This is a genomic window from Rhizobium sp. P32RR-XVIII (assembly GCF_012641395.1).
Taxonomy (GTDB): Bacteria; Pseudomonadota; Alphaproteobacteria; order Rhizobiales; family Rhizobiaceae; genus Rhizobium.
In genome coordinates, this window is the sequence record NZ_JABAIH010000002.1 from 396,350 (window position 1) to 409,533 (window position 13,184).

A 13,184-nucleotide genomic window follows, 5' to 3' on the forward strand; every position below is an offset into this window, starting at 1 on the left:
GCATTCAGTGGTTGGGAATATGTCGAAGAAGAATGGTATTGAAGCTCTCTCGCGCCGCGCTTTTCTAGCGTCTGCGGCAACCGTCGGCGCCAGCGCAATCGCCGCCCCGGCTTTCGCGCAGTCGGCGCTTGATGCGCTGATCAACGCACCGCGCCGCGGCGATTGGGACGACCAGTTCGACGCCAAGGCGGCATCGCGTACGGCGGCCGCTGTTGTTTCCAATACGCCGATCCTCAGCCCGCAGGCGGTTCCGAGCATCCAGCAGGGGATTATGCAGTATCAGCAGATCGCCTCGGCCGGCGGCTGGCCTCAGGTCAATCCCGGCGAGCAGCGTCTGCAGCTCGGCGTGACGGATCCTTCTGTCCAGGCCCTGCGCCAGCGCCTGGCCATTACCGGCGACCTTCCGCAGGAAGCCGGCATGTCTTCCGCCTTCGACTCCTATGTTGATGGCGCGGTCAAGCGCTTCCAGGCCCGTCATGGCTTGCCTGCCGACGGCGTCATTGGCGAATTCACCCTGAAGGCGTTGAATATTCCTGTCGAGGTGCGCCTGCAGCAGCTGAATACCAACCTGATCCGCATGCAGACCTTCCCGGAAGATCTCGGCCGCCGCCACGTCATGGTCAACATTCCCGCCGCCTATGTCGAGGCAGTCGAGGACGGCAGCGTGGCGACGCGTCATGCGGCCATCGTCGGCCGTATCACCCGCCCCACGCACATCATCAACTCGAAGATCTACGAGGTCATCCTCAATCCTTACTGGACGGCACCGCGCTCGATCATCGAGAAGGACATCGTGCCGCTGATGCGTAAGGACCCGACCTATCTCGAGCGCAACAACATTCGTCTCTTGGACGGCAAGGGCAACGAAGTGGCGCCGGAAACGATCGATTGGAACGCTGAAAAGGCTCCGAACCTGATGTTCCGTCAGGACCCTGGCAAGAACAATGCCATGGCCTCCACGAAGATCAATTTCCATAACCCGAACAACGAGTACATGCACGACACGCCGGAGCAGGGCCTGTTCAACAAGCTGATGCGCTTCGATAGCTCGGGCTGCGTCCGCGTTCAGAACGTTCGCGACCTTTCGAACTGGCTGTTGCGCGAAACCCCCGGCTGGTCGCGTCAGCAGATGGAACAGGTCATCGCAAGCCGCGTCAACACGCCGATCACGCTTGCCGAGGAAGTGCCGGTCTATTTCGTCTATATCTCCGCCTGGGGCATGCCGGACGGCATCGTTCAGTTCCGCGACGATATCTATCATCTCGACGGCAACGACGAACTCGCCCTCGACACGACCCAGGGTATGGAGCAGCCGGTACAATAAGATAGGCGGCTGTACCGCAGTCTTCTGAGAACCGCGCCTTCGAGCGCGGTTTTTTGTTCGGCGGTTGCCACCTCGCGCTCTTTGCCTAGCAAATGTCGTTCTTCGTATTGCTCTTGGCAGGGCGGAACGCTAAAGCTTCGCGCATTCCAGTTGAGGAGCCCGCCGATGACAAATGCTTCTACCGAAACCTTCTTCAATCGTTCGCTTGCCGATACCGATCCGGAAATCTTCGGCGCGATCCAGAAGGAACTCGGCCGCCAGCGGCATGAGATTGAGCTGATCGCCTCGGAAAACATCGTTTCCCGCGCGGTGCTGGAAGCCCAGGGCTCCATCATGACGAACAAGTATGCGGAAGGCTATCCGGGCAAGCGCTACTACGGCGGCTGCCAGTTCGTCGATATCGCTGAAGAACTGGCGATCGAACGTGCCAAGAAGCTCTTCGGCGTCAATTTCGCGAACGTCCAGCCGAATTCCGGTTCGCAGATGAACCAGGCGGTCTTCCTGGCGCTGCTGCAGCCGGGCGACACGTTCATGGGCCTCGACCTCAACTCGGGCGGTCACCTGACGCATGGTTCGCCGGTCAACATGTCCGGCAAGTGGTTCAACGTCGTATCCTACGGCGTCCGCGAGGGCGACAACCTGCTCGATATGGACGAAGTCGCCCGCAAGGCGGAAGAGCACAAGCCGAAGCTCATCATCGCCGGCGGCACCGCGTACTCCCGTATCTGGGACTGGAAGCGTTTCCGCGAGATCGCCGACTCCGTCGGTGCCTACCTGATGGTTGACATGGCCCACATCGCCGGTCTCGTCGCCGGTGACCAGCATCCGTCGCCGTTCCCGCACTGCCATGTCGCGACGACGACGACCCACAAGTCGCTCCGCGGCCCGCGCGGTGGTGTGATCCTGACGAATGACGAAGATCTGGCGAAGAAGTTCAACTCGGCCGTCTTCCCGGGTCTCCAGGGCGGTCCGCTGATGCACATCATTGCCGCCAAGGCCGTTGCCTTCAGTGAAGCGCTGCAGCCTGAATTCAAGGATTACGCGGCCCAGATCGTTAAGAATGCCAAGGCGCTGGCCGAAACCCTGATCGCAGGCGGCCTCGACGTCGTTTCCGGCGGCACGGACAACCACCTGATGCTCGTCGACCTTCGCAAGAAGAACGCGACCGGCAAGCGCGCCGAAGCAGCCCTCGGCCGCGCCTACATCACCTGCAACAAGAACGGCATCCCGTTCGATCCGGAGAAGCCCTTCGTCACCTCGGGTGTGCGTCTCGGCGCTCCGGCCGGCACCACGCGCGGCTTCAAGGAAGCGGAATTCAAGGAAATCGGCAATCTCATCGTCGAGGTTCTTGACGGCCTGAAGGTCGCCAATTCCGACGAGGGGAATGCCGCTGTGGAAGCCGCTGTCCGTGGCAAGGTCACCCAACTGACCGGCCGCTTCCCAATGTACGATTACATCGGCTGAGAGTAGCGCATGCGCTGCCCATTCTGCGGATCGGAAGACACCCAGGTCAAGGATTCACGCCCGGCGGAGGACAACACGTCCATCCGCCGCAGGCGTATCTGTCCCGATTGCGGGGGCCGTTTCACCACCTTCGAGCGCGTGCAATTGCGCGAGCTGATGGTCGTCAAGAAGACCGGACGCAAGGTGCCGTTCGACCGCGACAAGCTGGTACGGTCCTTCGAGATCGCACTGCGCAAGCGCCCGGTCGACCGCGACCGCATCGAGCGCGCCGTGTCCGGCATCGTCCGGCGCCTCGAAAGCTCCGGTGAGGTCGAAATCAGTTCCGAGGCCATCGGCCTTCAGGTGCTCGAGGCCCTCAAAAGCCTCGACGACGTCGGCTTCGTTCGCTATGCGTCGGTCTATCGGGATTTCTCGCATGCCGAGGATTTCGAAAAGGTCATCTCCGAGATCAACGCGAAGATCAGCCGCGACACGCTGGAGACCTGAGCCATGGGCGTCGGGCCGCACGACGAGCGTTTCATGGCAGCGGCAATCCGGCTCTCCCGCTGGCATACCGGCCTGACCTCGACGAACCCTTCCGTCGGCTGCCTGATCGTTCGCGATGGCGTGATCGTCGGCCGCGGCGTTACCGCGCTGGGTGGCCGCCCGCATGCGGAGCCGCAAGCGCTCGCTGACGCAGCCGAGCTTGCCCGCGGCGCCACCGCCTATGTGACACTCGAGCCTTGCTCGCACCACGGCAAGACACCGCCCTGCGCGGAGGCCCTGATTGCCTACGGCGTCGCCCGCGTCGTCATTGCCGTCACCGATCCCGATCCACGCGTTTCCGGCCGCGGCATCGCGCTGCTCCGCGCTGCGGGCATCGAGGTTGATGCCGGCCTGCTGGAGGAGGAGGGCCGCCGTGCGCTTGCCGGCTACCTCACGCGGCAGACAAAGAACCGCCCCTATGTCACTCTTAAGCTTGCCATTTCGGCTGACGGGATGATCGGGCGGGAAGGCGGAGGACAGGTTGCGATCACCGGACCGGCCGCCCGTGCGCAGGTTCATTCACTGCGTGCCGAAACCGATGCCATCCTCGTAGGCATTGGTACTGCAATCGCCGACGACCCGCTGCTGACAGTGCGCACGCCCGGCCTCGAATCGCAATCGCCGATCCGCACCGTGCTTGATCCGGCGCTGGAGCTGCCGCTCACCAGCAAACTGGTCAACTCCGCGCGAGACGTGCCGGTCATCGTGGTTGCGAGGCCAGAGATGGACGAGGCTCGCGCCGAACCCTTGCGGTCTGCTGGCGTCGAGATACTTCCCTGCGATCCTTACCATCCCGAGGTGCTGCTACCTGCACTCGCCTCGCGCGGTATCTCCTCGCTGCTCGTGGAAGGCGGAGCGAAGACGGCGCGGCTTTTCCTCGACGCCGGGCTGGTCGATCGCATCCAGCTTTATCAAGGTCCGGGAACGATCGGCGAGGGAGGTATTGAATCGCCGCTGCAGAAGACAGACATGCCATCGGGTTTTGCTCATAGAGGCACGTTTATTTTCGGCGAAGACCGCCTGGACGAATACGAAAGAGAGCTTTGATGTTCACCGGAATTGTCACCGACGTCGGCACGATCGAATCCGTTTCCCCCATGAACGAGGGCGTGAAGCTCCGCGTGGCCACCGCTTACGATCCGGCGACCATCGATATGGGGGCGTCGATTTCGCATTCGGGCGTGTGCCTGACCGTGACCGGCCTGCCGGACGAAGGCAGCAACGGCCGCTGGTTCGAGGTCGAGGCTTGGGAGGAGGCGCTTCGGCTCACGACCATCGCGACCTGGAAGGAGGGGACGCGCGTCAATCTCGAACGCTCTCTGAAGATCGGTGACGAGCTGGGCGGCCACATCGTTTCCGGGCATGTCGATGGTAAAGCCGAAATCGTCTCGGTGACCGCTGAAGGCGACGCCACGCGCTACCGGCTGCGCGCGCCGGAGCATCTCGCCAAATTCGTGGCGCCGAAGGGCTCGATAGCGCTCGATGGCACGTCGCTGACCGTCAATGCGGTCGACGGCGCCGATTTTGATGTCCTGTTGATCCGCCACACGCTTGAGGTCACGACCTGGGGCGAGCGCAAGGCCGGCGATTTCGTCAATTTCGAGGTCGATACGATGGCGCGCTATGCGGCTAGGCTGGCTGAGTTCCCGTCCGCGAAAGCAGAATGATTTCGCCGTGATAGTCGGAACGCGCCACCTCGCGAAAGCCGAGTTTCTCGGCAACGCGAAGTGATCGCGCATTGTCGGGGCTGATGATGCAGGTCACGGCCTTGCCGGGAAAATTTTCTTCAGCCCATCGAAGCAATGCTTTCAAGGCTTCGGTGGCGTAGCCGCGCCCATGCGCGGACGGCAGCAGCACCCAGCCGGTCTCCAGCGTGCCTTCGAGGGACGGTTTCATGTCCCGCCGCACCTCGTGGAAGCCCGCTTCGCCGATAAGCCGGCCCGTTTCCTTCTCTTCGATTGCGAGAAAGCCGAAGCCCATGAAATGCCACATGCCGGCGCTGCGTATCAGCCTCGCCCAGGTTTGCTCGCGCGTCGAGGGGATGCCGCTGATGAAGCGGACGACGGCTTCATCGCTCCACAGGCCCACATAATCATCGAAATCTTCGAGGCGATGGGCGCGCAGAATCAATCGCTGCGTTTCGATGGTGGGAATGTTGACCATGACTATCGTTCTCTGAAAAACGCCATTTCACGCGCCGGGTTCGCCGTCCCAATAGTCGAGATCGCTTTCCGCCCGTCCGATGAAGCGGAAGCGGCCGGACTGCGCTTCCTCATGATTTGTTTTGGCAAGAAATTTCCCGGAGTCGGGGTACTCGACGATCTCCGTCTTTGCCATCGTCGAAATGCCGAGATAGATCAGCGTCGTGGCACCGGTGTTAAGGATTTGATGCGCCGTTTCCTTGCCCCCAGCCGGTGCGCCGAGCGTGTCGCCCTTCCTGATTGGGTAACGTTCGCTGCCGAAGCGATATTCGCCTGTTCCCTCAATCACGAAGAACAATTCATCCTCGACATGGTGATTGTGGAACGGACAGCTCGATTTGCCGGGCGGCACCTCGTTGTAGCAGATCCCGAGATTGGAAAGACCGAGCAGGCGGCCGAACGAAGCATCGGCGCTTTCATAGAGGGCGCCCTGTGTCCAGCGCTCGAGCGTCAGATCGGCAACATTGAGAACCGGTTTGATGTCCCGTGGCATGTCTTCTCCCCTTTACGAGGGTCAGGAGACCACCAATCCGAGTTGAATTTCAATAGGCTTCGGAAGAATTGTTGAAAGAGGCGGCGCGGCGAACTGCGCCGCCTCTTTTCGATCAGCTGGTATAGAACGTGATGCTGCCGTTCGCCGCCTGTTCGGCGTTGACGACATCATGGACGTTCACCCCTTTACTGGCGAGCTCACGGGTCAGCATTCGGTTGGCATAGATCGAGGCCTGGATTCGGCGAACATCGTATGCCGAGCGCGGCGGAGCAGAGCGCGGACCTTCTACGTCGGGGTTCTCACCGTTCCAGGCGTAGAACTGCTGGACGGTAAAGTCCGTGCCGTGGAAATTGCGCAGCGTTTGGTCGATGCCGCCTGTGGTGTTCATGCCAAGGCTTTCAGCACGGCTGACGCCGGCAAGCGCGAGCGAGGAGAGGGCGGAAGCGATGGCGATTTTAGCAACGCGGTTCATGATGTATCCTTTCATCAGCTGCGGCGGTCGCCTGTCATGCAGGGATCGTCTGCGTTACGCATTTTGAATTGGGTCAGCTGACGTGCGAAATCAATGGGCTAACATACTGAAACATAATTACAAATTATTCATTTTAGCTGCCCTTGATTTGCCCCTTTCAAGGCGTTCGGCAGGGCTCGCCGCGAGGGGTGGCCCCGCATATCTGCTATCCTGTTGCAGCGATTTCCGTATTTGCATTTCAGCCATGATCCGAATTTACTTGCCATTCATCGGCAGGCGTGTTTTGACCGCGGCCTGCCGAGTGGCAAAGTCCTCAAAAACCGAAGGTGATGCATGGCGCGAGACAACGCTCCCCATATTTTGATCGTCGAAGCCCGCTTCTACGACGACATGGCAGACGCACTTCTGGAGGGTGCCACCTTCGCTTTGAAAGAGGCTGGCGCGACCTATGAGGTCGTGACCGTTCCCGGTGCCCTGGAAATTCCGGCGACGATCGCCATGGCGCTCGATGGCGCGGATAATGGCGGCACGCACTATGATGGCTATGTCGCGCTTGGTATGGTTATCCGCGGCGAGACCTATCACTTCGAGATCGTGTCGAACGAATCCTCCCGGGCACTGATGGATCTCGCTGTCAGCGAGTCGCTGGCCATCGGCAACGGTATCCTGACGGTCGAAAACGATGAGCAGGCTTGGGTGCGCGCCCGCCGCTCGGATAAGGACAAGGGCGGATTTGCCGCTCGCGCAGCTCTCACGATGATCGAGCTGAAGAAGAAATTGGGTGCATACGAATGAGCAATGAAAACCCGGAGCGTCAGGTGAAGACGGCGAACCAGCGCGGGGCTGCGCGGCTGGCTGCCGTTCAGGCGCTCTATCAGATGGATGTCGGCGGAGCCGGTGTTCTGGAGATTGTCGCCGAATACGAGGCGCATCGCCTCGGCCAGGAAATCGACGGCGAAACCTATCTCAAGGCCGATCCCGCCTGGTTTCGTTCCATCGTCTCCGGCGTCGTGCGCGAGCAACTGCGCCTTGATCCGCTGATTGCCTCCGCTCTCCAGGACGACTGGGCGCTTTCGCGCCTGGACAGCACCGTGCGCGCCATCCTGCGCGCCGGGGTCTTCGAACTTCTCGACCGCAAGGACGTGCCGGTGGCTGTGATCGTCACGGAATATGTCGAGATCGCCCGGGCCTTCTTCGAAGATGACGAGCCGAAGCTCGTCAACGCCGTGCTCGACCGCATCGCCAAGCAGGTGCGCGGCGAGGCGAAGAAGTAACCTTCCGTCCACTAGCGCACCATTTCCCTGTTTCTGCTGCACTGCAAGGGTTTTCGCCCTTGGCGGTCTTGACGTCCTGTTTTCTGCCACGCAATCTCCGGACGCAAAGCTAGACCGTTTTAGTGGAGAGAAGACGATTCGGCTGCGCTCGCGCCGAGCGGAGGAGTTTTCGGCGCATTGGGAGGAGGAGCGAATGACCATTCTTATAAGTGTAATAATATGCGGTCTGCTCTCGGTGGCCTATGCCATCTGGGCAACCCGGTCGGTGCTGGCCGCCGATCAGGGGAACAGCCGCATGCAGGAAATCGCGGGCTATATCCGCGAGGGCGCGCAGGCTTATCTGATGCGCCAGTACAAAGCGATTGCGATCGTCGGTATCGTTGTTTTCATTGCAGCTTGGCTGCTTCTTTCCGGCACGGCGGCCATCGGATTTCTGATCGGCGCCGTTCTTTCAGGTGCTGCCGGCTTTATCGGCATGCACGTGTCCGTCCGGGCAAATGTGCGCACGGCGCAGGCCGCCTCGCATAGCCTTTCCGCTGGCCTCGACATCGCCTTCAAATCCGGAGCGATCACCGGCATGCTCGTTGCCGGCTTGGCGTTGCTCGGCGTGTCCATCTACTATTTCATCCTGACCGTCCTGCTCGGCCACGAAAGCGGTTCTCGCGAAGTCATCGACGCTCTCGTCGCGCTCGGCTTCGGCGCGTCGCTGATCTCGATCTTCGCCCGCCTCGGCGGCGGGATCTTCACCAAGGGTGCGGATGTCGGCGGCGACCTGGTTGGCAAGGTAGAGGCTGGTATTCCCGAGGACGATCCGCGCAATCCGGCAACGATCGCAGATAACGTCGGCGATAACGTCGGCGACTGCGCGGGCATGGCAGCCGACCTTTTCGAGACTTACGCCGTCTCTGTCGTCGCGACCATGGTTCTCGCCTCGATCTTCTTTGCCGGCGCACCGATCCTGCAGTCGGCGATGATCTACCCGCTGGCAATCTGCGGCGCCTGCATCATCACCTCGATCATCGGCACCTTCTTCGTCAAGCTCGGCAGCAACGGCTCGATCATGGGCGCCCTTTACAAGGGCCTGGTGGTCACCGGCCTGCTGTCGATCATTGGGCTTGGTTTGGCAACGTCCCTGACGGTGGGATGGGGTTCGCTCGGTCAGGTCGGCGGTGCCGAAGTCACGGGCACGAACCTCTTCGTCTGCGGTTTGGTCGGCCTCGTGGTGACAGCACTTATCGTCGTCATCACCGAATATTACACCGGCACCAACAAGCGCCCGGTCAATTCCATCGCGCAGGCCTCGGTGACCGGACACGGAACCAATGTCATTCAGGGCCTCGCTGTCTCCCTGGAATCGACAGCGCTGCCCGCAATCGTCATCGTCGGTGGCATTATCGCGACCTACCAGCTGGGCGGCCTCTTCGGGACCGGCATCGCTGTCACTGCCATGCTCGGACTTGCCGGCATGATCGTGGCGCTCGATGCCTTCGGCCCAGTGACCGACAATGCCGGCGGCATCGCCGAAATGTCTCACCTGCCGCCGGAGGTCCGCAAGTCGACGGACGCGCTGGACGCCGTCGGTAACACGACGAAGGCCGTGACCAAAGGCTATGCGATCGGCTCTGCCGGTCTCGGCGCGCTGGTGCTTTTTGCAGCCTATGCGAACGACCTGCAGTATTTCGCCCAGCACGGCGACCAATATCCGTACTTCGCGAATATCGGCACGATCTCCTTTGAGCTGTCGAATCCCTATGTCGTGGCGGGGCTGCTCTTCGGTGGCCTTATTCCTTACCTTTTCGGTGGCATCGCGATGACGGCGGTCGGCCGCGCCGCCGGCGCGATCGTCGAGGAAGTGCGTCTTCAGTTCAAGACGAAGCCAGGCATCATGCAGGGCACCGAAAAGCCGGACTACGGCAAGGCGGTGGATCTGCTGACAAAAGCCGCGATCCGCGAGATGATTATCCCCTCGCTGCTGCCGGTCCTGGCTCCGATCGTTGTCTATTTCGGCGTCCTGCTGATCTCCGGCTCCAAGGCTTCGGCGTTTGCGGCGCTTGGCGCATCGCTGCTCGGGGTGATCATCAATGGCCTCTTCGTCGCCATTTCGATGACCTCGGGCGGCGGCGCATGGGACAACGCCAAGAAGTCCTTCGAGGACGGCTTCGTCGATAAGAACGGCGTTCGCCATATGAAGGGTTCGGATGCGCACAAGGCATCCGTTACCGGCGATACGGTCGGCGATCCTTACAAGGATACCGCTGGGCCGGCCGTCAATCCCGCGATCAAGATCACCAATATCGTCGCCTTGCTGCTGCTGGCCGTGCTGGCCTGATCGAACAGAAAGGTACAATAAAGAAACCCGCCGGAGCGATCCGGCGGGTTTCTTTTTGGGTTTCGATCCTACTGGATACTTGCCGGGTTCGCCGGATTGCCCGAGGGCGTTCCGAACAAGCTCTTGGCTGCGCTGCCGGCGCCGCCGGCCAGAACCTGCTGAAGGAAGCTCAGCTCGCGGCCGCCCGTCGGGGTCACGCGCGAAATCGTATCAAACACCTTGCCGTCCTGAAGGGTGTAGTTCGCCCGCCGTGTCACGACGCCGTCCTTGTCGAAATAGATCGCAAGCACGCTCTGATCCACGACCTTCAACTTTTGGAAGGCGACGGAACGGGTGCGCTTCTGTGAAATATAATAGAAGACCTCGCTGTCGAACGTTGCCGTGGTCGAAGGCGTGCCAAGCGACAGGAGCACCTGTTCGCGGCTCGAACCTTCGGGAACGAGATTGAGGGACTCCTGGTCGACGACATAGCCGCCGTTGAGGACGGTGCCGGTGCTCTCGCAGCTGGTAAGACCTGCTGCGGAAATGATGATGGCAATGGCTGCGCTGCTGAAGAATTTCATGTCATACTTGAAATACCGTCTCTTCAACGACATTTACTCCCTTTAAGTATCGATAGGCAGCTTCGAGCCCTGCAATCACCGCTGATGCAAAATCTTTGTGGCCTTTCCGGGGTCGAATTTTCCCATTCCCCAGGATCCAACCTACAAGGACACTGTTCCGAAAGTGGTCACCTTCGGCATTGCAATTCGCGCTTGCTTCGGTAAACCAGCTTTCGAAATCATGCAACACGGCCCGCGCTACGGCGCGTGAAGAATAAGGCTTTTCCGGAAGAAACTATGATCTTCGGGCTTTTTCGTAAGAAGAACAGCAATCAGGCAATCATCGATCGGTAGTACTCGACGCTGACCGCAGCAGCGCGCATGCCGCAATTCTATGAGGGCATGAATGTCCCAGACACCGTGATGGGTCGTTTCGAGATGCTGTCTCTGGTGATGATCCTTTTTTTCCGGCGCACGCGTTCCTCCGGGACCAGCGGCCAGGAAATCGCTCAGGAGATCGTGGACGCCTTCTTTCAGGATATTGACCATTCGATCCGCGAACTTGGCATCGGTGACGTGGGCGTGCCGAAGCGGATGAAGAAGCTTGCCGGCATGTTCTACGGCCGGCTTGAGTCCTACTCGGCGGCATTGGATGCCGGCGACCGTGCGGCGCTTGCGGTGGCTCTCCAGCGCAATATCCACCCAGGGGCAACTGCCGACATGCAGGATATGACGGCGCTTGCCAGCTGGATGTTCGATGCCGAAGCCGATCTGTCGGCTCAGTCGGAGGACAAGATCTCGACGGGCTCGGCGACGCTGCCGCAGGCAGCGTAAGGAGGAAGCTATGAGACAGCGCAACGACGACATTCCGTTTTCCTACCTCGTCAAGGTCGGCCATATCTCCGCAAATCCCGTCGAGGTGCACGTCGAGGCGGACCAGAAAGAGTTGAAGGCGCTTGCGAAGGCCTGGGACGTTCTTTCCGTCGATGATTTGCGTGCCGACCTCCAGATCAATCGCTGGAAAAAAGACGGCATCCGCGTCAAGGGCAGGGTGCAGGCAAAGATCGTTCAAGCGTGCATCGTCACCCTCGACCCCGTGCCGTCCTCGATCGACGAGCAGTTCGAACAGATCTTCGTACCCGAGACGTCGAAACTTGCCCGGCACCCGGCCAACGACGCTGGCGAAATGGTTCTCGATCCCGACGGACCGGATCTGCCCGAGACCTTCACCGGGGATACGATCGACGCAGGCGAAGTGGTCACGGAATTCGCCGCGCTCGCGATCGATTCCTATCCACGCAAAGAGGGTATTGAGTTCGCCGATCATATCGAGGATACCGGCGAAAACGACAAAAAGCCCTCCGCCTTTGCAGCGCTCAAGGACTGGAAGAAGGACTGAAGACCCGTTGGGTATTTGATACAATTCAGTTGTAAGCGACAGGAAAACCGGTATTTTGGCCGAAATTTTCGCCCCGCGGCGGAAGAATCAAGGATCAGGGACGCGTGATCAGAATATCTCTCGACCTCATGGGTGGCGACTTCGGTCCCGAGGTTGTCATCCCAGGTGCCGCCAAGGCGCTGGAAAGGCATCCGGATATCTCATTCGTCTTCTACGGACTGAAAGAGCAGTGTGATCCGGTTCTTGCCAAGTTTCCGAAAGTCCGCGAACACTCCGTTTTTCACGATTGCGAGCTCGCCGTCCGCATGGACGAGAAGCCGAGCCAGGCGCTGCGTCGCGGCCGCTATATTTCCACGATGTGGCGTACCATCGAAGCCGTTAAGACGGGCGAGGCCGATGTAGCCGTTTCGGCAGGCAACACCGGCGCGCTCATGGCGATGGCGAAGTTCTGTCTGCGCACGATGGCCAATATCGAGCGCCCTGCGATTGCGGCGATCTGGCCGACGCTGCGGGGGGAAAGCATCGTTCTCGATGTCGGCGCCACGATCGGCGCCGATTCTCAGCAGCTCATGGATTTCGCCCTGATGGGCGGCGCCATGGCCCGCGCCCTGTTCGAGCTCGAACGCCCGACGATCGGCCTGCTCAATGTCGGCGTCGAAGAAATGAAGGGCCAGGAAGAGGTCAAGGAGGCGGGCCGGCTGCTTCGCGAGGCCAACATCGATTCGCTCGAATATTCCGGTTTCGTCGAAGGCAATGACATCGGCAAGGGTACCGTCGATGTCGTCGTCACGGAGGGCTTTTCAGGCAATATCGCCTTGAAGGCGGCCGAAGGTACGGCAAAGCAGATCGGCGAATATCTGCGCGCGGCGATGACGCGCACGCTGCTTGCCAAGATCGGGTATCTCTTCGCCAAGGCTGCTTTCGACATGCTTCGCGAAAAGATGGACCCCAGCAAGGTCAATGGCGGCGTGTTCCTCGGCCTCAATGGCATCGTCATCAAGAGCCATGGCGGCGCCAATGCCGATGGTATCGCTGCTGCCATCGAAGTCGGCTATGACATGGCCAAGAATGGCCTCAATCAGAAAATAGAAAACGATCTCAAGAGGTATCATGCCAAGCCTTTGCCCCCGAAGGGGCCGGAAGCGGCATGAACGATAGGAC

14 protein-coding genes and 1 pseudogene are annotated in these 13,184 nt (G+C 60.4%); 11 read left to right on the forward strand and 4 right to left on the reverse strand.

Translation table 11 applies throughout. The annotated features are described in order from the left end of the window. Positions 1 to 19: 19 nt before the first annotated feature. From HGP14_RS06950 to HGP14_RS06970, 5 genes are all read left to right on the forward strand, one after another. Positions 20 to 1,324, forward strand: coding sequence for a murein L,D-transpeptidase (locus tag HGP14_RS06950; protein ID WP_168829130.1), 1,305 nt, complete (start codon positions 20 to 22; stop codon positions 1,322 to 1,324). A gap of 165 nt (positions 1,325 to 1,489) precedes the next feature. Beyond that, entirely contained in the window at positions 1,490 to 2,788 is a 1,299-nt protein-coding gene (gene glyA, locus HGP14_RS06955; RefSeq protein ID WP_168829131.1) for a serine hydroxymethyltransferase, read from the forward strand. Positions 2,789 to 2,797: 9 nt separating this feature from the next. Next, positions 2,798 to 3,274 carry a transcriptional regulator NrdR gene (gene nrdR / locus HGP14_RS06960; RefSeq protein ID WP_022714748.1) on the forward strand — a complete coding sequence of 159 codons (477 nt, stop codon included), beginning with the start codon at positions 2,798 to 2,800 and terminating at the stop codon, positions 3,272 to 3,274. A gap of 3 nt (positions 3,275 to 3,277) precedes the next feature. Further along, on the forward strand, positions 3,278 to 4,360 hold the full coding sequence (ribD, locus tag HGP14_RS06965) for a bifunctional diaminohydroxyphosphoribosylaminopyrimidine deaminase/5-amino-6-(5-phosphoribosylamino)uracil reductase RibD (protein ID WP_168829132.1): 1,083 nt from the start codon (positions 3,278 to 3,280) through the stop codon (positions 4,358 to 4,360). Next, on the forward strand, positions 4,360 to 4,980 hold the full coding sequence (locus HGP14_RS06970; protein ID WP_168829133.1) for a riboflavin synthase: 621 nt from the start codon (positions 4,360 to 4,362) through the stop codon (positions 4,978 to 4,980). Before ribD ends, HGP14_RS06970 begins: the two co-directional genes overlap by 1 nt. On the opposite strand, the gene HGP14_RS06975 is transcribed toward HGP14_RS06970, so the two are convergent. The 3 genes from HGP14_RS06975 to HGP14_RS06985 form a co-directional block, all read right to left on the reverse strand. Beyond that, positions 4,943 to 5,476, reverse strand: coding sequence for a GNAT family N-acetyltransferase (locus HGP14_RS06975; protein WP_168829134.1), 534 nt, complete (start codon positions 5,474 to 5,476; stop codon positions 4,943 to 4,945). The genes HGP14_RS06970 and HGP14_RS06975 overlap by 38 nt on opposite strands. A 27-nt stretch (positions 5,477 to 5,503) precedes the next feature. Then, positions 5,504 to 6,007 (reverse strand): cupin domain-containing protein, encoded by a 504-nt coding sequence (locus tag HGP14_RS06980; RefSeq protein WP_168829135.1) that lies wholly within the window; start codon positions 6,005 to 6,007, stop codon positions 5,504 to 5,506. Between the two features lie 112 nt (positions 6,008 to 6,119). Next, positions 6,120 to 6,479 carry a hypothetical protein gene (locus HGP14_RS06985; RefSeq protein WP_168829136.1) on the reverse strand — a complete coding sequence of 120 codons (360 nt, stop codon included), beginning with the start codon at positions 6,477 to 6,479 and terminating at the stop codon, positions 6,120 to 6,122. Between the two features lie 333 nt (positions 6,480 to 6,812). On the opposite strand from HGP14_RS06985, the gene HGP14_RS06990 reads away from it, so the two are divergent. The 3 genes from HGP14_RS06990 to HGP14_RS07000 all read left to right on the forward strand — a co-directional run bounded on the left by HGP14_RS06990 (position 6,813) and on the right by HGP14_RS07000 (position 10,082). Further along, positions 6,813 to 7,274, forward strand: a complete 462-nt coding sequence (locus HGP14_RS06990; RefSeq protein ID WP_168829137.1) for a 6,7-dimethyl-8-ribityllumazine synthase — start codon at positions 6,813 to 6,815, stop codon at positions 7,272 to 7,274. Beyond that, the gene (nusB, locus tag HGP14_RS06995; protein ID WP_168829138.1) at positions 7,271 to 7,753 is read left to right on the forward strand and encodes a transcription antitermination factor NusB; all 483 of its coding nucleotides are present in this window, start codon (positions 7,271 to 7,273) and stop codon (positions 7,751 to 7,753) included. The genes HGP14_RS06990 and nusB overlap by 4 nt, the downstream gene beginning before the upstream one ends. A 193-nt stretch (positions 7,754 to 7,946) precedes the next feature. After that, on the forward strand, positions 7,947 to 10,082 hold the full coding sequence (locus HGP14_RS07000; RefSeq protein WP_168829139.1) for a sodium-translocating pyrophosphatase: 2,136 nt from the start codon (positions 7,947 to 7,949) through the stop codon (positions 10,080 to 10,082). 68 nt (positions 10,083 to 10,150) lie between these two features. Here the strand turns inward: HGP14_RS07000 and HGP14_RS07005 are convergent, their stop codons facing one another. Beyond that, positions 10,151 to 10,678, reverse strand: a complete 528-nt coding sequence (locus HGP14_RS07005) for an outer membrane protein assembly factor BamE (RefSeq protein WP_168829140.1) — start codon at positions 10,676 to 10,678, stop codon at positions 10,151 to 10,153. 187 nt (positions 10,679 to 10,865) lie between these two features. Here HGP14_RS07005 and HGP14_RS07010 point away from each other — a divergent pair. From HGP14_RS07010 to plsX, 3 genes and pseudogenes are all read left to right on the forward strand, one after another. Continuing rightward, a pseudogene (locus HGP14_RS07010) lies at positions 10,866 to 11,458 on the forward strand (ubiquinol-cytochrome C chaperone family protein). A gap of 10 nt (positions 11,459 to 11,468) precedes the next feature. After that, entirely contained in the window at positions 11,469 to 12,023 is a 555-nt protein-coding gene (locus HGP14_RS07015; protein WP_168829141.1) for a DUF177 domain-containing protein, read from the forward strand. Positions 12,024 to 12,127: 104 nt separating this feature from the next. Beyond that, on the forward strand, positions 12,128 to 13,174 hold the full coding sequence (gene plsX / locus HGP14_RS07020; RefSeq protein WP_168829142.1) for a phosphate acyltransferase PlsX: 1,047 nt from the start codon (positions 12,128 to 12,130) through the stop codon (positions 13,172 to 13,174). Positions 13,175 to 13,184 lie beyond the last annotated feature (10 nt).

What these genes read in the sequence shown, in the direction of transcription:
- HGP14_RS06950 (WP_168829130.1), top strand. Translation starts at nt 20, where the DNA reads ATGTCGAAGAAGAATGGTATTGAAGCTCTCTCGCGCCGCGCTTTTCTA.
- glyA (WP_168829131.1), top strand. Translation starts at nt 1,490, where the DNA reads ATGACAAATGCTTCTACCGAAACCTTCTTCAATCGTTCGCTTGCCGAT.
- nrdR (WP_022714748.1), top strand. Translation starts at nt 2,798, where the DNA reads ATGCGCTGCCCATTCTGCGGATCGGAAGACACCCAGGTCAAGGATTCA.
- ribD (WP_168829132.1), top strand. Translation starts at nt 3,278, where the DNA reads ATGGGCGTCGGGCCGCACGACGAGCGTTTCATGGCAGCGGCAATCCGG.
- HGP14_RS06970 (WP_168829133.1), top strand. Translation starts at nt 4,360, where the DNA reads ATGTTCACCGGAATTGTCACCGACGTCGGCACGATCGAATCCGTTTCC.
- HGP14_RS06975 (WP_168829134.1), bottom strand. Translation starts at nt 5,476, where the DNA reads ATGGTCAACATTCCCACCATCGAAACGCAGCGATTGATTCTGCGCGCC.
- HGP14_RS06980 (WP_168829135.1), bottom strand. Translation starts at nt 6,007, where the DNA reads ATGCCACGGGACATCAAACCGGTTCTCAATGTTGCCGATCTGACGCTC.
- HGP14_RS06985 (WP_168829136.1), bottom strand. Translation starts at nt 6,479, where the DNA reads ATGAACCGCGTTGCTAAAATCGCCATCGCTTCCGCCCTCTCCTCGCTC.
- HGP14_RS06990 (WP_168829137.1), top strand. Translation starts at nt 6,813, where the DNA reads ATGGCGCGAGACAACGCTCCCCATATTTTGATCGTCGAAGCCCGCTTC.
- nusB (WP_168829138.1), top strand. Translation starts at nt 7,271, where the DNA reads ATGAGCAATGAAAACCCGGAGCGTCAGGTGAAGACGGCGAACCAGCGC.
- HGP14_RS07000 (WP_168829139.1), top strand. Translation starts at nt 7,947, where the DNA reads ATGACCATTCTTATAAGTGTAATAATATGCGGTCTGCTCTCGGTGGCC.
- HGP14_RS07005 (WP_168829140.1), bottom strand. Translation starts at nt 10,678, where the DNA reads ATGTCGTTGAAGAGACGGTATTTCAAGTATGACATGAAATTCTTCAGC.
- HGP14_RS07015 (WP_168829141.1), top strand. Translation starts at nt 11,469, where the DNA reads ATGAGACAGCGCAACGACGACATTCCGTTTTCCTACCTCGTCAAGGTC.